The sequence below is a fragment of the Caballeronia sp. LP006 genome (assembly GCF_031450995.1).
Classification (GTDB): domain Bacteria; phylum Pseudomonadota; class Gammaproteobacteria; order Burkholderiales; family Burkholderiaceae; genus Caballeronia.
Genome location: NZ_JARTVW010000003.1, coordinates 629,584 through 648,008 on the forward strand (window position 1 = coordinate 629,584; position 18,425 = coordinate 648,008).

15 protein-coding genes and 1 pseudogene are annotated in these 18,425 nt (G+C 63.0%); 12 read left to right on the forward strand and 4 right to left on the reverse strand.

The window, feature by feature from the left end:
• Positions 1 to 9 precede the first annotated feature (9 nt).
• The 3 genes and pseudogenes from P9250_RS07470 to P9250_RS07480 all read left to right on the forward strand — a co-directional run bounded on the left by P9250_RS07470 (position 10) and on the right by P9250_RS07480 (position 3,418).
• Positions 10 to 1,416: an MFS transporter gene (locus P9250_RS07470; RefSeq protein ID WP_310392098.1), complete on the forward strand. Its 1,407-nt coding sequence runs from the start codon at positions 10 to 12 to the stop codon at positions 1,414 to 1,416.
• A gap of 21 nt (positions 1,417 to 1,437) precedes the next feature.
• Positions 1,438 to 2,256 (forward strand): DeoR/GlpR family DNA-binding transcription regulator, encoded by an 819-nt coding sequence (locus P9250_RS07475; RefSeq protein ID WP_250527731.1) that lies wholly within the window; start codon positions 1,438 to 1,440, stop codon positions 2,254 to 2,256.
• Positions 2,253 to 3,418, forward strand: a pseudogene (locus P9250_RS07480) (MFS transporter). Before P9250_RS07475 ends, P9250_RS07480 begins: the two are co-directional and overlap by 4 nt.
• Before the next feature lie 48 nt (positions 3,419 to 3,466).
• Here P9250_RS07480 and P9250_RS07485 read toward each other — a convergent pair.
• The 3 genes from P9250_RS07485 to P9250_RS07495 form a co-directional block, all read right to left on the reverse strand.
• Complete coding sequence (locus tag P9250_RS07485) at positions 3,467 to 4,615, reverse strand: porin (RefSeq protein ID WP_310392100.1); 1,149 nt, start codon at positions 4,613 to 4,615, stop codon at positions 3,467 to 3,469.
• A gap of 323 nt (positions 4,616 to 4,938) precedes the next feature.
• Positions 4,939 to 6,444 carry an argininosuccinate lyase gene (locus P9250_RS07490; protein ID WP_409014823.1) on the reverse strand — a complete coding sequence of 502 codons (1,506 nt, stop codon included), beginning with the start codon at positions 6,442 to 6,444 and terminating at the stop codon, positions 4,939 to 4,941.
• Positions 6,445 to 6,557: 113 nt separating this feature from the next.
• On the reverse strand, positions 6,558 to 7,574 hold the full coding sequence (locus P9250_RS07495; protein WP_310392102.1) for a sugar-binding domain-containing protein: 1,017 nt from the start codon (positions 7,572 to 7,574) through the stop codon (positions 6,558 to 6,560).
• 124 nt (positions 7,575 to 7,698) lie between these two features.
• On the opposite strand from P9250_RS07495, the gene P9250_RS07500 reads away from it, so the two are divergent.
• From P9250_RS07500 to P9250_RS07540, 9 genes are all read left to right on the forward strand, one after another.
• Entirely contained in the window at positions 7,699 to 9,201 is a 1,503-nt protein-coding gene (locus tag P9250_RS07500; protein ID WP_310392104.1) for an FGGY-family carbohydrate kinase, read from the forward strand.
• 77 nt (positions 9,202 to 9,278) lie between these two features.
• Entirely contained in the window at positions 9,279 to 10,301 is a 1,023-nt protein-coding gene (locus P9250_RS07505) for a thiamine pyrophosphate-dependent dehydrogenase E1 component subunit alpha (RefSeq protein ID WP_244830572.1), read from the forward strand.
• Position 10,302: 1 nt separating this feature from the next.
• Positions 10,303 to 11,289 carry an alpha-ketoacid dehydrogenase subunit beta gene (locus P9250_RS07510; RefSeq protein WP_250494654.1) on the forward strand — a complete coding sequence of 329 codons (987 nt, stop codon included), beginning with the start codon at positions 10,303 to 10,305 and terminating at the stop codon, positions 11,287 to 11,289.
• Positions 11,286 to 12,578 (forward strand): acetoin dehydrogenase dihydrolipoyllysine-residue acetyltransferase subunit, encoded by a 1,293-nt coding sequence (locus tag P9250_RS07515; protein ID WP_310392108.1) that lies wholly within the window; start codon positions 11,286 to 11,288, stop codon positions 12,576 to 12,578. The genes P9250_RS07510 and P9250_RS07515 overlap by 4 nt, the downstream gene beginning before the upstream one ends.
• Before the next feature lie 29 nt (positions 12,579 to 12,607).
• Positions 12,608 to 13,717 (forward strand): sugar ABC transporter substrate-binding protein, encoded by a 1,110-nt coding sequence (locus P9250_RS07520; protein WP_250469709.1) that lies wholly within the window; start codon positions 12,608 to 12,610, stop codon positions 13,715 to 13,717.
• A gap of 58 nt (positions 13,718 to 13,775) precedes the next feature.
• Complete coding sequence (locus P9250_RS07525) at positions 13,776 to 15,293, forward strand: sugar ABC transporter ATP-binding protein (protein WP_310392111.1); 1,518 nt, start codon at positions 13,776 to 13,778, stop codon at positions 15,291 to 15,293.
• A gap of 16 nt (positions 15,294 to 15,309) precedes the next feature.
• Positions 15,310 to 16,308, forward strand: a complete 999-nt coding sequence (locus tag P9250_RS07530) for an ABC transporter permease (protein ID WP_244830564.1) — start codon at positions 15,310 to 15,312, stop codon at positions 16,306 to 16,308.
• A gap of 49 nt (positions 16,309 to 16,357) precedes the next feature.
• A complete protein-coding gene (locus tag P9250_RS07535; RefSeq protein ID WP_310392113.1) occupies positions 16,358 to 17,119 on the forward strand; it encodes an SDR family NAD(P)-dependent oxidoreductase in 762 nt (253 codons plus the stop codon).
• A 22-nt stretch (positions 17,120 to 17,141) separates the two neighbouring features.
• Entirely contained in the window at positions 17,142 to 17,915 is a 774-nt protein-coding gene (locus P9250_RS07540) for an SDR family NAD(P)-dependent oxidoreductase (protein ID WP_250469711.1), read from the forward strand.
• Between the two features lie 75 nt (positions 17,916 to 17,990).
• Here the strand turns inward: P9250_RS07540 and P9250_RS07545 are convergent, their stop codons facing one another.
• Positions 17,991 to 18,416: a thioesterase family protein gene (locus P9250_RS07545; RefSeq protein ID WP_310392115.1), complete on the reverse strand. Its 426-nt coding sequence runs from the start codon at positions 18,414 to 18,416 to the stop codon at positions 17,991 to 17,993.
• Between the last annotated feature and the right edge of the window lie 9 nt (positions 18,417 to 18,425).

Sequence of the window (18,425 nt, forward strand, 5' to 3'; positions counted from 1 at the left end):
AAGAAAGCGATGAAGGCGTCATGCCCGAACGCATCGAGGACAGCAGACAAGCCCGCCCCAATCACAAGCAGCCGAAGAAGTCTCGAAGACACGAGACGAAGGAGACAAGCGATGAAGGATGCAGCCCTCGAGAGAGCCGAGTCATCGGGTTCAGCTCGCTGGATCAGGATCACGCTCGTGATCTTTCTCATGTACACCATTTCGTATTTCGACCGGACCAACATCGGCCTCGCGCTGCCGTTGATCCGGCGCGATCTCGGCATGGATGCGACCCACGCCGGCCTTGTCGGCGGCATCTTTTTCTGGGGCTACGTCATCACTTTTCTGGCGGGCGGATGGCTCGTGTCGCGCTTCGGCGCACGCAAGGTCGTGCTCGTGTGTCTCATCTGCTGGGGCGCGGCGGCGATGGCCACCGGGCTCGTGCGAACGATGAACGAGTTGATGGCGGTGCGGCTCGTGCTCGGTGTGGCGGAAGGGCCGGTGTGGGCGTCCGCTTCGAGTCTCACGGCGTCGTGGTTCACGCGCCGCGAACGGGGCAAGGCTTTCGGCTTCTGGACTGTCAGTTCGCCGCTCGGCGCGCTGCTTGCCGGACCGATCTCGGGCTTTCTGCTCGCGCATCACGACTGGCGCGCGATGATGATCATCGAAGGCTTGCCCGCGTGGATTTGGGCAGTGGTCTGGTGGTCGAGCATTCCGAAGAACATCACGGCCGCCAAGTGGCTCACCAACGAGCAAAAGGCCGGACTTTCGCGCGTGCTCGCCGACGAGCAGGCCGAATTCGTGGATGTCTCATCGCAATCGGGCATCCGTCGTGTCCTGGGGCTGAAGGCGACGTGGTTCCTCGGATTCGGCTTCGCGATGATCAACCTCGTGGTCTATGGCTTCATGCTGTGGCTGCCGAGTTCGATTGCCGCGGCGGCGCCGAACCTGGGGTCGGTGGAAGTCGGCTTGCTTTCGGCGTGCCCGTGGGCGGCGTGCATCGTCGGCATTCTGGTGGCGACGCGCAGTTCGGATGCGCGTCAGGAGCGGCGGCTGCATGCGGGCGTGCCGATCATCCTTGCGAGTGTGTTGTTGCTCGCGGCGGCCAACGTGCCGGCGACATCGCTCGTGTTGCGAATGTCGTTGTTCACCGCCATGGGCTTCTTCCTCGAAATGTTCCTTCCGCTCATCTTCACGTACGTGACCGAGCTTTTGTCGGCCGCCGATGCGATCGTCGCGACTGCCGTCATCGGTGCGTTCGGCAATCTCGTCGGGGGTTTCGTCGGGCCCACGCTCGTCGGAATGCTCGCGGGGAAGGGCAGTGACTTTCAGTATCCGTTCTCGGTCCTGGCGTGTTTCGGGGCGCTCGGCGGCGTGCTGATACTATGCGCGCGGCCGCATCGAGAGGTCGCCGCGGAGGTGCTTGCTACAAGATAAAGAGTTGGGTGATGCACGTTCATGCACGTTTACATTCTTGTTCGTGCACGTTATGCTGCGCGCATGAACCCCGATCTCCCACTCGCCCGTCGCGACGAACTGGCCAGCCGTCTGTCTTCTGGCCAGTCGCTTGTCGCCGCAAATCTCGCCGTCGAATTCGCCGTATCGGAAGACGCCATCCGCCGCGATCTTCGGGCGCTGGCGTCCGAAGGCAAATGCCGTCGCGTCTACGGCGGCGCGCTGCCGGTTTTGCCGGCCGCGCTTCCCATGGCGGCGCGCATCGACATGGACGCCGACCGCAAGCGCATCCTCGCGCAAACGGCCGCGTCCCTCATTCAGCCGGGCCAGTTCCTGTTCCTCGACAGCGGCAGCACCAACCTCGCGCTCGCGAACATCCTGCCTGCGGATTTCGAGCTCACGGTGGTCACGAACTCCGTCGATATCGCTGCTGCGGTGTTGCGACGAACGGACCTGCAACTCGTCATGACCGGCGGCTTGGTCGATCAACACGTAGGCGGCAGCGTCGATCCCACTTCGGTGGAGTTCGTCAGGCGCATGAGCTTCGATATGTGCTTCATCGGCGCGTGCGCGGTATCGACGTCACGCGGCATCGGCGCATTCGGCTTAAGCGACGCTGCGTTCAAACGCGCGGTCGTCGCTGCAAGCGCGCAGAAGGTCGTGCTCGCCACGACCGCGAAACTTCATGCGCGCGCGCCTTATAGCGTGGCGAACATGAAGGAAATCGACTTCCTTATCGTCGAGGAAGATGCACCGGGTGATGTGCTCGCGGCGCTGTCGAAGTCCGGCCCGACGGTGATGACCGCGGTGGAAAAATCATGAGCGAGGCCAATCTGGGGGTATCGTCCAATCGCTTCGGGACGCGTCTTGCCACACGTCTTGCGTTTCTCGTGGCCGGCTTCAGCATTGCGTCGTGGGCGCCTCTCGTGCCGTTCACGAAGAGCAGGCTCGGTGTCGACGACATCACGCTCGGCCTGCTGCTTTTGTGCATCGGCTTAGGCTCGGTCCTGGCGATGCTTCTCGCGGGCATGCTCACCGCGCGCTACGGCAGCAAGCCGGTGATCGTGGCGGGAGGCGTGGGTCTCGTCCTGACCTTGCCGTTTCTCACGGTCGTCAATACGCCGGCTGAATTAGGCATAGCGCTTTTTTTGTTCGGTGCATCGCTAGGCTCGCTCGAAGTGGCAATGAACGTTCATGCCGTCGAAGTCGAACGTGACGCGGGACGGCCGCTCATGTCGGGGTTCCATGCCCTTTCAGCGTAGGTGGGTTCGCCGGATCGAGTCTCATGACGTTCCTGCTGTCGATGCATGTCGGCACGCTGCCGGGCACCCTCCTTTGCTCGGCACTCGTGCTCGGAACGTTGGTCCTCGCAACGCCCAGACTTCTGCCTTATGCAAAGAGCGAAGGCGGGCCTATCTTTGCCGTGCCGCGCGGCATCGTGCTGTTGCTCGCCATTCTCGCTGCCATCACGTTCCTCGCCGAAGGCGCGGTGCTCGACTGGAGCGCGCTGCTCGTCTCGGACACGGGTCTCGTCGGCAAGAACGAAGCGGGGCTCGGATACGTCCTCTTTTCGATGGCAATGACAGGCGGGCGTTTATGCGGCGATGCCGTCATCAAGCGGCTCGGCGAGCGCGCGGTCATGTTCTGGGGCGGCGTGCTGACCATCGTCGGGTTCGTGCTTCTGCTCACGGTTCCCATCGCCTTCGTTGCGCTGGGCGGCTTCGTGCTGGTGGGGCTTGGAGCATCGAACACGGTGCCGATTCTTTATCGTCGAAGCGGAACGCAGCGGCTCATGCCACCCGCGCTTGCGGTAGCCGCGGTGACGATAGTGGGTTACGCCGGGATTCTGTCAGGGCCTGCGGGAATCGGCTTCATAGCGGGACAAGTGGGCCTTCCCGGCGCCTTCTGGGTCGTCGTCGTTTTGCTTTGTCTCGTGCCGTTATGCGCGCGGACCGTGACGGCCAAGCAAAGCGGCGCTCGATGAAGATGCAGCCAGCTATCGTGGCTGCATCCCGACGAGCGCTCGAACCAATCAGAACCGATGCCGCAGCCCAACCGTTCCGACCACCTGGTTTGCCGTGGACGAAGCGCCGCTCGAGGTATTGATGAAGGCCACGTATTGCGCGCCGATTGCGTGCTGATACATCGCTTCGGCGTACACGTCCGTGCGCTTGGAGAACGAGTAGATGGCTTGCAGATTGACCTGGTTGTATTTCGGATCGTCGCCGAAAGTGCGGCTGTTGGCGGCGTGGCCGTCGGTATAAGTATCGGCTATACCGAGACTGATCGCGGGCGTCAGCGCATACTTCGCGTTCACTTCGTAGTTATAGAAGCTCATCGCGCCGTTCACCGAGTTGAACGATGTCGTGCCTTGATAGACGCTGCGCGTGAACACGAAGCCGATGAGCGCCGGACCGTATGCATAGTTCGTGCCGGCGCCGAGCACCCATTCGCGCGATGCACCGACCACGAAGCCGCCGGTGCCATTGGCGGTCGATTCGGCGACATCGATGGCACCGGCCGTGTTCGCGCCGTTCGAGCCATTGATCTGCAGATAGCCGACCGCGACGTTGAACGGTCCGTAGCTGTAACTGCCGCCCGCGCTGTAGGCGCGGTTCATCGAAAAGTCGGTGCTGTTGGAGAACGCGTACAGTGCGCCGAATTTGAGTCCGGCGTACGAACTGCTCATGTACTTGACCGCGTTGCTCATGCGGACCGAGTGATTGAGGTTGTCGTTATCGAACGGATGCGCGAAGCCCGTGTCGCCGAACGAGCCTGCGGTTGCGGACAGCGGCGCGACGAAATCGACGAGCGAATCGTACTGGCGTCCCAGCGTCAGCGCGCCATAGTCGCTCGATGCAAGGCCCACATATGCCTGACGGCCGAACTCGCGTCCGTTCTGGCCCAGGCGGCCGGTCTGCAGGTTGAAGCCGTTCTCGAGCACGAAGATGGCCTTCAATCCGCCGCCGAGATCTTCCGAGCCACGCAGTCCCCAGCGGCTGCCGTTGATATTGCCGCTCGTGGCCTGCCAAAGCGAGCCTTGCGAGCCCCCTTTGGCGACGTTATTCGTGTACATCAGGCCTGCATCGATCAAGCCGTACAGCGTGACCGAGCTCTGCGCCCGTGCGTTAGCGCCGATCAACAGCAATGGCAGCATCCATGCGATTCGCGATTTTTTCATGCCTGAACTCCGGACGAGTTGACGGGGACTCTGTCGAGAGGTTAGCGACCGAATCGTCAAATGCAAAATAGCCGCTTGAACACATGATGAAGATGTTGCGATATCGCCGATTCGGCTCGCGGTCGAGCGCGCTGTCGTAATGACGAAATATTGGCGGACTATCGTTTTCGCGCGTTTCGGGCAAACGCGGGTACAAGCGCATTTACCGCATTCATCAGATGTACGGATTGGCGAAGCCGTTGCAGAGCGCCCCAGAAAGAAGGATTGTCACCGGCAAAGCGACAAGCCGCACCAGTGCGATACGCTCGAGCATGTACGCAGCTTCAATGCCCAATCATCTTGCCGAAGTCATTGTCGAGCCGCGCCAGCGAACTCGCGATATGCGCGCGATTGCTCTTGATCCACTTGTCCTGCTCGGCGATACGCGCATTCGCATCTTTCAGCATGCGCGTCATTTCCGAAGGCTGCGGGCCGCCCACGGTCGCGCGATCGTTCACGATCGCCACCGGGTCCAGCGTCGAGCGGAACTCGGCTTCGCTCATCGGAAAATCGCCGGCGTAGGGCGTGCCTTCGACCGTTTGCCTGTAGATGCGCTGCGCATCGGCGTAAGGAAAGTCGAGCGGCTTGATGTCCTTCTGCCGCGCATATTCCACCACGTTCGACGCAAAATGATGGCCGACCCGGAACGGCAGTTTGTACTTGCGCATGAGGACATCGGCCACTTCCTGCGATGCCGTCCAGTCGCTATTGAGCTCTTCAAGTGCGCGGTTCGGGTCGATGACGAGCGAGTTCAGCACCTCGTCGAAGCCCTTGAGCGCTGCAATGCCGCTTTCGATCATCTCGTTGTTGGCCTTCACGTCCTTCGGATCGCTCATGCCCGGCGGCAGGTTATGCGCTTGCATCACGACGCCTTCCGCCTGCGAGATTGCCGTCGATGCGTCCGAGCGCGTGCGAATCAAAAGCCCCGGGTTGCGCTTTTGCGGCATGGCGCTCGATACGTACGTATTGGCGCCGCCTTCCTGCAAGAGAATCCAAGGGCGCGATTCGGCGTATTGCGTCATCACGTCCTGAATGAAGGCGCCGGTATGCAGCGCCACGCTCGTGACGACCGCACCAGCCTCCACGGGTTCATCGACGGAAGAAATCTGCGACGCGTCGTACGCGTTGTCGACGAGCGCATTGAAGCCGAGATACTGCGCCATGCGCTCGCGATCCAGCGGCCAACTCGTACCGTTCAGCACTGTCGTTCCCATCGACGAACGGTCCACGCGCTTGTATGTCTCGCGAATTCGCTGCGCATCGCGGTCGAGGCCGGCGGCGAAGCCTAGCAAGTAATGGCCATAGCTGTTGGGCTGCGCGGCCACGCCGTTCGTGTAGTTCGGCACGACCACGCTCTTGTATTTGTCGGCGAGGCGCACGATGGTGGCGGTCGTGGTGTTGAGCTGATCGGCGAGATTGAGCAGGTCGTCGCGCAGGATCGCGGAACGGTAAGTCGCGTGCATGTCCTGACTGGAGCGTCCGGCGTGCAGTAGCGTGATGTCTTCGCCCGCTGCCTTGATCAGAAGCGGCTCGAAGGTAATGACGGTTCGCGGTCGCTTCGCGCCGGGCTGGTCGCCATCGGCGATCACCTTGGCGACGCCAGCGGCCAGGCGCGGCGCCATCGATTTGTCGAGCAAGCCTTCGCTCGTGTTGATGACGACGGTCGCCTTGTTGATCTCGCCGAGCCAGAAGAATTCATCGTGAGGTGGAACCTGCTGCGCAAACGCCGGCGACGCGGCAAACATGGCAAACACGACAGCAGCAAGCGATGCGCGTCCAAGCAATCTCATGGTAGGAATTCGCGGATTGGGAAGTCGCGATTATAGGAGCGCAACCGCTTTGTTTGCTGGGCGCCCGGCTTGGACGGATTTGTTCTGCCTTCCCCGAGCGACCAATTCACGCGTCATGCCAATCCGTCAGTCAACTGCATCGACTTCGCCAGCGCGAGCGCCGTGTCGCCGTCGATAACGAGCCCCTTGACGATGCCACTGCGCAGCAACGCAATCGTCGCGCGTACTTTTTCCAAACCGCCCGTCAAAAGCACGACATTGCGACCGCGTAATTCGTCCGTGGCGATGGCGACCGTCCGTTCGCTGAGCGGATGCTTGATCTCGCGGCCGTCGATATCGAACAGCTTGCCGAGCGAATCGCAGACGGCGCCGCTTTCCTGGATATTGCGCAGCTCGTCCGCCGTCATGATGTCCTGTGTCCGCAGCACCGATGTTTCCTCGAGTTCGCCCACGCTGATGAGATAAAGATCGGCGTTCTGCGCGAGATGCATTGCGTCCTGCACGATGCGCTGCTCGAAAAAGACCTTCCGGTCCGCCACCGAATTGGCGATGAACGGAACGGGCAAAAAGTGCACCTCGCCGCCGGTGCGCGCCGCGAAGAACTGCACGACTTCGAACGGGTTCGATGTCGAGTTCCGCTTGAGCGAGCCGAGCAGCGAGACGAATCGCGCCTGCGGATTGCGCACGCCCGCAAGCTGCGTCGCCACTTGTTCTATCGTGCGTCCCCAGCTCACGCCCACGGTAATGGGCCCGTCCAGCAGCTTGCCCTTCAGAAAGCTCGCGCCCGCCGCGCCGACCGCGCGCCGGCTGATGGCCGCGCGAATGCGATCCGCTTTGGGATCGGCGGGCCCGTCGGCGAATCCCAAGGTTGGCGTGGCGATGCAGAAGTCGAGGCCGAAGCAACGCACAATGGCCTGTTCGACTTCGATATCGCGCGCGGATTCGTGGTTGATCGTCACGTTGATGAGCCCGCGATCGCGCGCCTCGGACAGCAGGCGATTCACGCGGCTGCGATGCAGACCGAGCCGCGAGGCCGTCTGCTCCTGATTCAAACCACCGACGTAATACAGCCACGCAGCGCGGACGATCAGCGCGTCGTCGGACTCGTGGGCAAGGTTCAGCTCCAGCATTTAGGTGTTTCCCCTCTGTTTATGCACACCATCTTGACAAAGCCCACCCCGAAAATCAAACTCATCACAAATGTCGCGCATGACGACAAATGTGCAAAACGATGGCTGGAGACACGGAGACAGCATGAGCCACGTAATCGGCGTCGATGGTGGAACGGAAAGCATTCGTGCACGCGTGTTCGATTTGACCGGCTCCTGTCTTGGATCGGCCGCGCAGCCGTACGCCACGCAGTTTTCGGCGGGCGCGCGCGCCGAGCAGAATCCGGAAGACTGGTGGAATGCCATGGGCACGGCGGTTCGGCAGGCCGTGAAGGAAGCGGGTATCGCGCCCGCCGACATCGATGCCATGGCGCTTGCCACCACGAGTTGCAGCGTCGTCGCGCTCGACGCGCAAGGCGCGGCGCTGCGTCCGGCCATCATCTGGATGGATGTACGCGCCGAAGCCGAAGCCGCCGACGTGCTCGCCACCGGCGATCCGGCGCTCGTCGTCAACGGCGCGGGCGAAGGTCCGGTATCGGCGGAATGGATGATCCCGAAAGCATTGTGGATCGCGCGTCACGAGCCCGAGATATACGAGCGTGCGGCGACCATCTGCGAGTTTCAGGACTTCATGAACTTGCGGCTCACGGGCCGGCGTTGCGCGAGCCTCGATAACGCGTCGATCCGCTGGCATTACTCGACCGAGCGCGGAGGTTACGCGAAGAGTCTGCTCGCGGCGCTGAAGCTCGATTCGCTGCTCGAGAAGTGGCCCGACGCCGTTATCGCGCCGGGCGAAGTGGTCGGCACGTTGAGCGCGCGTGCCGCCGAACATTTGCAGTTGCCGCAGGGCGTCAAGGTCGTGCAAGGCGGCGCGGATGCGCTCATCGGCATGATCGGAATCGGTGTTGCGAAGCCGGGACAAGTGGCGCTCATCACCGGGTCGTCGCATCTGATGTTCGGCGTCTCCGACCGCTCGGCCGCCGCCAAGGGCCTATGGGGCACGTATGCCGATGCCGTCTATCCCGGCCGGCACATCATCGAAGGCGGACAGACATCGACGGGCTCCATCGTCAACTGGTTGCGGCGGCTCGCGGGCGGCAATCTCGATCTCAAGGCGCTCAACGACGAAGCCCGCGAGATCGCGCCGGGCTGCGACGGTCTGCTCGCGCTAGATCATTTTCAGGGCAACCGCACACCTCATGTCGATGCGCTCTCGCGCGGCGCCTTCGTCGGACTGACGCTCGCGCACGGCATGCCGCATCTGTTTCGCGCGACCATCGAAGGCATCTGCTTCGGCTCGCGCCTGATCTTCGAGCGCATGGCGCAGGCGGGTTTTCCCGCGAGTGAAATCACCATCGGCGGGGGCGTGGTCGCGTCCGACCTGTGGCTGCAACTCCATGCCGATATCGCGGGCTTGCCGGTGAGCGTGCCCAAGGCGAGCGAAGCGCCGTCGCTCGGCGCGGCCATTCTTGCCGCGACGGGCGTCGGCCATTTCGGCTCCATCGACGAAGGTATTTCGGCCATGGTGAAACCGGGCCGCCGCATTGAACCGAGAGCAGCGGAAGCCGCCCGCTACGACGAGATTTACGAACGGTATCAGAAGCTTTATCCGGCCCTGCGCGGCTTTAGCGAGCGACCTTCCGCGTAAGCGAGGCCGGTCGAAGCCCGCACGCCGAGATACCGGTCCGCGCATTCATCGAGAACCCTCCAATCAGAGTCGAAACCATGCTTTCGCAATCCAAGCCTCCATTGCTAGACCTTTATCGCACGATGCGCCGCATCAGAACCTTCGAGGAACATGTCGCCGAGCTGTATGCGCGCGAGCTGTCGGCGGGGTCGATGCTGCATCTGTCCATCGGCGAAGAGGGCGCGGCGGCGGGTGTCGTCGGCGCGTTGCAGCCGCAGGACAGCTTCACGACGCACCATCGCGGCCACGGCATCTTTCTCGCGCGCGGCGCCGAGCCCAACCGGATGATGGCGGAAATCGGCGGCAAGGCTTCCGGGTACTGCCGTGGAAAGGGCGGCTCGATGCATATCGCCGACATGGCGTTGGGTCACCTCGGCGCGAATGCGATCGTCGGCGGCGGCATCTCGCATGTGGTCGGCGCGGGCCTGAGCTACAAGCTCCTGAAGAAAGATGCGATATCGGTGGCGTTCTTCGGCGATGGCGCCATGCAGCAAGGCATCCTCTACGAAAGCATGAACATGGCGGCGCTGTGGGACCTGCCGGTGCTTTTCGTGTGCATCAACAATCAATATGGCATGGGCACGCGGATCGACAAGGCGACACGCTCCACCGCCTTCGACAAGCGCGCCGAGGCGTTCGGCCTGCGCACGGGCATGGTGGATGGCGAGGATGTCGAAGCCGTGCTCGACGTGGCGGAAGACCTGGTCTCGGGCGCGCGCGCTGGCAAGCCCGGCTTCATGGCGATCTCGTGCTTCCGCTTCTTCGGTCATGGCCGCATGGACAAGAGTCCGTACCGCACGCCCGATGAAGAAGAAGTGGGACGCAAGCGCGATCCGATCGTCCGTGCGCGCGGCACGCTGATCGAGCGCCACGCGGTGACCGCCGCCGAGATCGACGCACTCGATGCCGAGATCAGCCGCGAGATGAGCGACGCGATCGACTTCACCGCGAACTCCGCCGCGCCTGCGCTCGACACCATGTTCGAGGATGTCTACGGCGTCGGCGAGCCGCAACCGGAATCCGTTCGCTCGCGTCTGGAACGCGTGCTGGCAAGGAGCTGATATGTCCAGTCTGACCAGAATCACTTACCGCGACGCGCTGCGCCAGGCGTTGCGCGACGCCATGCAGGCCGATGACACCGTCGTCGTGATTGGCGAGGAAGTCGGCGTGTACGGCGGCGCGTATGGCGTCACGAAAGACCTCATCAAGGAATTCGGCGCCGCGCGTTTGATCGATACGCCGATCAGCGAGCCCGCCATCGTCGGTGCGGCCGTGGGCGCGGCGATGACCGGCCTGCGACCGGTCGCGGAACTGATGTACGTGGACTTTCTCGGCATGACGATGGATCAGGTCGGCAATCAGGCCGCGAAAATCCGCTATATGTTCGGCGGACAGATCGGTGTGCCGATGGTCTTGCGCACGCAAGGCGGCACGGGCCGGTCGGCAGGCGCGCAGCATTCGCAGAGTCTCGAAGCGCTCGCCATGCACACGCCCGGCTTGCGCCTTGCCATGCCCGCCACGGCTTCCGATGCCTACCATCTGCTGCGTCACAGCCTGACCTTGCCGGACCCCGTCGTGTTCATCGAGCACAAGGCGCTCTATGCACGCAAGGAAGACGCGGACCTGACCACGCCCATCGCGCCATGGGGCAAGGCAGCGGTGCGGCGCAACGGCAAGGACGTCACGCTCGTCACGTATTCGCGCATGGTGTATGTCGCGCTCGAAGCCGCCGAGGCGCTGGCGCGCAATGGCGTCGATGTCGAAGTGATCGACTTGCGCACGCTCAATCCGCTCGATATGGAAACCGTGGTGGCGTCGGTGAATCGCACGGGGCGCGCGGTCGTCGTCACCGAGTCGGCTTCGACGTGCGGCGTCGCCTCCGAGATTGCGGCGCGTATCTCGGAGGAGTGCTTCGACTTCCTCGAGGATCCGGTGCTCAGGCTCGCGGGCGAAGACGTGCCGATCTCGGTGTCGCCCGCGCTCGAAAGCGCGAGTATTCCGACGGCGCAGCTCATCGTCGACATGATCTCGAACATGGTGCCGGCATGAGCAAGTCCCTGTTGCTGCCGCGCCTGGGCGAAACGATGGAGCAGGGGCGCGTGGTCGAGTGGTTCAAGAAGCCGGGCGAGTCTTTCACGCGCGGCGAGACGCTCGTCGAAATCGAAACGGACAAGACGGTCGTGGAGATGCCCGCGCTCGCCGATGGCGTGTTGCGCAAGATCGTCGCCGAAGTGGGCGAGGACGTCGATGTTGGCGGCATGCTCGGCGAATACGATGTGATCGGCGAAGAGAGCAGCGCCGTGCCCGAGGAAGCCGCCGCCGCCGCGCCTGCCGCTGCCGTTGCCGCTGCGCCTGAAATGCGTTCGCAGGCAGCGAGCACCCGCCAGGACGTCACGACCGGCTTGCGCGCCACGCCTGCCGCACGACGCGTGGCGCGGCAAGGCGGTATCGCGCTCGACGACATCGCCGGAACGGGACGACGCGGGCGCATAGAACGCCACGATGTCGAAGCGCGCGTGAACGGCACGGGTTGCGTCGGCGACGCAAATCAGGCGCGCGAAGTCTCGGCAGAAGGCGTGCTCTATCGCAATCTGCCGCGCGGTCGCGTGGCGTATCGCGAATGGCGCGCGCCGAACGCGAGCGGCGCCCCGCTCGTGCTGCTGCACGGTTTCTCCGGCGACGCGCAAGTATGGTCCGCGCTCGCAAGCCAGTTGCAGCGGCGTGGCAAGCACGTCATCGCACCGGACTTGCCTTCTCACGGCGCCACCGATTTCGACAGCGCCGACGTGGATGGCATGGCTGCCGCGATCGTCGCGCTGATCGAGGATCTAGGGCTCGGCGGCATCGAACTCGCCGGGCATTCGCTGGGTGCGGCGGTCGCCACGAAAGTCGCAACGGCGCTCAAGTCGAAAGTGCGGCGCCTGACCTTGATCGCGCCCGCCGGATTCGGCACGGAGATCGACGACGACTTCATCGACGGCATGGCGCACGTGCAAAAAGGCGGCGGGCTCATGCATCTGCTGCGCCGCTCCGCGCTCAATCCGCCGCTTCTGTCCGCGCAACAACTCGATCAGATGGCGGGCGCCATCAGCAAGCGCGGCGCGCTGGCGGCGCTCGCGGGCAATCTCGTCAGCAGCGGGCGTCAGCAGATCGATATCCGCTCCGAACTGTCCGCGCTCGACGCGCCTTCCCGCGTGATCTGGGGGCTCGACGATCAGATCATCCCATGGCAGCACGCGAGCCGCGCAGGGCCGGACATTCCCGTGCACTTCATCCCCCAGGCGGGTCACATGCCGCATTGGGATCAACCGCAGAAGGTGGCGGCGCTCTTCATATAACACGCAGTCGAATAGAACAGGAGACAAACATGGAAGACAGCAACAGCCAGGAACCGGAGTTCTCGCGCCGCCGTCTGCTCGGCATGGCGGCCGCCGTCGGCGGTACGCAGTTCGCCCAGATGCTGTTCGGGGCGACGAGCGCCCAGGCGCAAACGCCGGCATCGTCGCCGCAAGGCGGCAAGCCGCTGAAGATCGCGGTGGTGGCGCAGCAGATGTCCGCGCAATCCGACCAGCGCTCGTGGAACGGCCTGCAGCAGTGGCTCAAGAAGTCGGGTCTCGACAAGACCTGGCAGATCAAGCAGACCGATGCAAAGGGCGATCCGGGTCAGCTCGTGAGCCAGATCGAGGATGCGATCACCGCGAAGTCCGATGCCATTCTCGTGCTGTACGGCACGTTGACCGCGGCGAAGAGCGCGCTCGATCACCTCACGGCATCGAAGATTCCGTTCTTCAGTCTGGACTCGGGATGGCAGGCGCCCGCCATTGCGGACATCACCAGCAACAACTACGCAATGAGCGCGCAGACCTCGCAGTTCATGATCGATACGTTATTGGCCCAGGGCAAGACCAAGGCCAACATGTGCGCGATCATCGCGAACTTTCACCACGGTACGCGCAAGCGCGGCAAGGTGATGAAGACGGCCCTCACGGAAAACGAATGGATTTCGCTCAAGAACGAACGCGTGATCCAGTACTCCGGTTTCTACGAGGCGACGCAGAACACCGTCAACGACTGGCTCACGACCTACGGCAAGGATCTCGATGTGATCTGGTGCCCGTGGGACGAACCGGCCATGGCGGCGGCAGAAGTCGTCATGTCGCGCGGCATGCAGGACAAGATCATGGTGATCGGCCACGACGGGCATCCGACGGCACTCGACCGCATGCGCAAGCCGAACTATCCGTTGATCTGCACGACGGCGCAGGCCTTTGAAGTCTGGGGCGCCTACACCGGCTGGCTCATCAACGAGATCGTGGCGAAGGGTGGCGACGCGAAGAAGCTCGTGCCGGTTCCAACCGTTGAATTTCCCGCGCCTCTCTTGGTGCGCGGCGTGAATATTCCCGGGCCGAACGAGCCGACCTATAACGCGAAAGATCTGTACTACATCTATCGCGACCGCGCCGTGGCCGGCATGTGATGGGCGGCGGGCCGGCCGCGCGTATTTACGCCGGCCCGCCGTGTCAGGAGACAGACACATGAATGACAATCTGGCGAAGGGAACCCCTCGCCTGAGCGCTCGTGGCGTGGAAAAGAGCTTCCACGGCAATCCGGCGCTGCGCGGCGTCGATCTCGACTTGTGGGGCGGCGAAATGCTCGCGCTCGTCGGCGCGAACGGCGCGGGCAAATCCACGCTGGTCAAGATCATTTGCGGCGCGCAGCAAGCCGATGCAGGCACGCTCTCTATCGACGGCAAGCCGGTCTCGATGAAGAGCGTCGGCGACGCGCTCGCCTCGGGCATCGCGGTGGCGCATCAGCAGATCGCGGTCATCTCGACGCTGACCGCCGCCGAGAACATCATGCTCGGACGCGAACCGTTGAGCGGCGGCCTGATCCGCTCGCGCGCCTTGCGAGTCGAAGCGAGCCGCTTCGCGCAGCGCTTTGGCATCGATATCGATCTCGACCGGGAATGCGGCGATCTCACGCTCGGCGAGAACAAGATTCTCGACATCCTGAAGGCGCTGGTGAGCGAGCCCGCCATTCTGATTCTCGATGAACCGACCGCCTCGCTCACGCTCAACGAAAGCCGCAAGCTCTTCAGCTTTCTGCGCGATCTCAAGTCGCACGGCTTGTCGATTCTTTTCATCTCGCATCACCTGAACGAGATTTTCGAGCAGTGCGATCGCGTGGCCGTACTCAAGGACGGCGCAAAGGTGCACGATGGCCTCGTCGCCGAAACGACGTTGCAAGAAGTGGTGCATCTGATGGTCGGACGCAGGATCGAGGATCAGAACTGGTCGTCTTCCGCGTCTCGCGACACTGTCACGACGCGCATTCAAGACGCGCGCATCGGCAATCTCGATGTGCCCGATCTCGTCGTGCATGCGGGCGAGATCGTCGGCATTGCAGGCGTGATGGGCGGCGGGCAGACCGGCGTGCTGGAAGCGCTCGCGGGATCGATAAGCGCGAAGGTCACGGGCGAATGCATCGTCAATGGCAAACGCGGATTGCCGTGCGATGTCGCCGATGCAATCGGCCGTGGCGTGTATCTGGTCGCCGATGAGCGCTTGCGCAAGGCGCTCTTTCCGGGATTGACCGTCGAAGAGAATCTGATGACCGGCACGCTCGAACAAACGAGCCGCGGCGGCTTCATGCAGCACACGCTCATGCGCGGGCTCGCGCACGACACCGTGAAGCAACTGGGTATCAAGTGCAGCGGCATCGGGCAGGACGTGCTTCAGCTATCCGGCGGCAATCAGCAGAAGGTCGCGTTCGGCCGCTGGCTGATTCGCATGGGCCGAAGTCACGCGGCGAAGCAGCCGCTGCTGCTGCTCGACAATCCGACCGAAGGCGTGGATGTCGGCAGCAAGGCGGAAATCTATGCGCTGATTCACGAACTGGTCAAGGCGGGCGCGAGCGTGCTGATTGCGAGCGCCGAGTTCGAGGAAATGCTCAAGCTATGCGACCGCATTTACTGCATCGCCGATGGCGTGGTGGGCGAATGTCTCGACCGCACCGAATTTTCCGAAGCAAGACTCTTGCTCGAGGTGAACTGAAATGAAAGGACAGACCTTGGCCGCCAAAAGATCCGAAGACCCCGCCGCTCACGCGCCACGCAGCTTCGACTTCAGTCATCTCGCGAGCCGCTGGGGCACGGTCGCGGCGGCGGTGATCATTTTCATCGCGTTCGCGCTCGGCACCGACCGCTTCGTGTCGATCGACAACATCAGCAATGTGCTCGTGCAGATCTCCGTGCTGATGGTCATCTCGTCGGGGCTGACCGTGGCAGTGGCAAGCGGCGAATTCGACTTGTCTATCGGTCAGGCAGCGAGTCTCGCGGGCGTACTCGTCGCCGGCATGCTCGTGCTGGCGCACTTGCCAGTGCCGCTTGCCATTGCGGTGGCAATCGTATCGGGCGTCGTGATCGGGCTCGTCAACGGCCTGCTCGTGACCATGCTGCGCATTCCATCGCTGATCGCGACGCTCGCGATGGGACCCATCGCGCTCGGTGTCAATTACGCGTACACGGGCGGCGATTCGATCTATGCGCAGATGCCCGACAGCTTCTACGCCATTGCCAAGGGCACGGTGTTCGGCGTGATCCCGATGCCTATCGTCATTGCGCTCGTTACCGTGTTCGTCTTTTACGTGCTGCTCAATCGAACGCGGCTCGGGCGCAGCGTCATCGCGACGGGCGCGAACATTCAGGCGGCGCGTCTGTCGGGCATCAAGGTGAACCGCGCGCGTGTCACGGCGCTCGTGCTGTCGGCGGCGGGCGCGGCGCTCGGCGGCGTGATGCTGACCGCGCGACTCGGCACGGGTCAATCCGGTGCGGGCGATGCTTACCTCATGGACAGCCTCACCGCCGTGTTCCTCGGCATGACCGCATTCAAGCCGGGACGCGCGACCATTCAGGGCACGCTGGTCGGCGTCGTCATCATCGGCATGCTGGATAACGGCCTGAATCTGATCGGCGCGCCGTTCTATTTGCAGAACATCGTGCGCGGCATCGTGATGATCGCGGCTGTCGGGCTGGCGGTCTTACGCGGCGAGATTCGCTTCTTCCGCTAATCGCCTCACGTGCACGAATACCTCACGAATTAAGGAGTCGGACACCATCATGAGCAAAGCATCGAATGGACGGGTGGCGCTGGTGACGGGCGCGAGCAGGGGCATTGGCCGGGCGCTCGCGTTGGGACTAGCCGACGATGGCTTCGATGTCGTCGTCAACGATATCGAACGGCAGCGCGATGCGCTCGAAGGCGTGGCAAAAGAGATTCGCGGCAAGTCGCGGCGCGCGTTCGCGCTCTATGCCGATGTCAGCGACAAACAGCAGGTAACGGACATGATCGCGGCGGCCATCGCTCAGGCGGGTCAGGTCGACGCCGTCGTCAATAACGCGGGCATTCTGATCGCACGGTCGGTGGATGAACTCGCCGAGCACGAATGGGACGCGGTGCTCGACGTCAACGCGAAAGGCACGTTCCTCGTGACGCAAGCCTTGTTGGCGCACATGAAGGCGCGCGGGTACGGACGCATCGTGAATATCGCGTCGATTGGCGGCAAGCATGGCGCGCCGCTGCAAGCGCATTACTCGGCATCGAAGGCGGCGGTCATGGGCTTCACGCGCGTGCTCGCGCAGGAGATCGGCCCGTTCGGCATCACGGCCAACGCGGTGTGTCCGGGCATTATCGTGACGGACATGGGGCGCACGAATCTCGAGGACCCTGCAATCGCGAAGCAGTGGGTCGACAAGACCGCGCTCGCGCGGCTCGGACAACCCGAAGACGTGGCCGGGCCGGTGTGCTTCTTTGCCTCCGATGCCTCCGCTTTCGTGACCGGACAATCGCTCAACGTGTGCGGCGGGATCGTGCTGAGTTGACTCGTTTCTCAAGGCAGATTCCATGTATCTCGACAAACTCAGACTCGATGGCAAGCGCGCGGTCGTAACGGGCGCGGCGCGCGGCATCGGCCAGGCGACAGCCGAAGCGCTGGCCGAAGCAGGCGCCGAAGTCGTGCTCACCGATCTCGATCCCGCCGCGCTCGCTGCCGCCGTCGATGCTTTGAACACGAAGGGCTTCGCGGCTCACGGCGTGCCCTTCGACGTGACCGATCCGGCCGCGCCGCAGCGCATTCACGATGACATTGCCGCGCGTATCGGCGCGATCGACATTCTCGTCAACAACGCGGGCATCGCCATCTCAAACGAGCCGGCGGAGACGATGTCGGATGAGGTGTGGAACAAGGTCCTCGACGTGAATCTGAATGGCTTGTTTCGCTGTTGCCGCGCGTTCGGTAGATCGATGCTCGAACGCGGCAGCGGGGCAATCGTGAACGTCGGTTCGATGGCGGGGTTCATCGCGACGCGACCGCAGGAGCAGGCGAACTACAACGCGTCGAAGGCGGCGGTGCATCATCTGACGCGCTCGCTCGCGGTGGAATGGGCATCGCGCGGTGTGCGGGTCAACGCGGTTGCGCCGACGTATATCGATACCGATCTCGTCAGGAAGGTATCGATGGACCCGAACTTGCGACAGTATTGGGTAGGCGGCACACCGATGGGCCGCCTCGGACGCGTGGACGAAATCGCGTCCGTCATTCTGTTCCTTGCCAGCGACGCCGCGAGTTTGATGACTGGGTCCATCGTCGTGGCGGACGGCGGTTATCTTTGCTGGTGAGATGCGGTCGCTGTCTTCAGGTAACGCTCCGGCGCATCAAGCCTTGGCGGATGCGCGCGGCGTGGATTTTCAAGGTCAATCCTGCGCCGCGAACTGCATCATGCGCTGCCTCAAGTCTTCCGGCAGCGCGACCGAAGTCTGATCGTCGAACGAAAACAGCACGACGGTCTGCTCGATTTTCGCGCGCAACTCATCTTCGACAGCAGCTTCAAGACTGAGTTTGATCGAACTTCTGCCCAGATCGCGGACCTTCAGGGAGCAACGAAGCGTCTGTCCATGCTTGCTCGGCGCGACGAAATCCGCCTGAATATGCACCGTGGGAATGCCGAGTCTTTGCGTGCCGATGAAATGTGCGTAATCCACGCCCAGTCCGTCATTGAACCAGTCCTCGAGCACCTCATGGAACAGGACGAAGTATTGCGGATAGAACACGATGCCGGCAGGATCGCAGTGCTGAAACCGCACGAGCTTGTCGCAATGAAAGGTCCTGTCTGTCGTCATGTCGCGGCT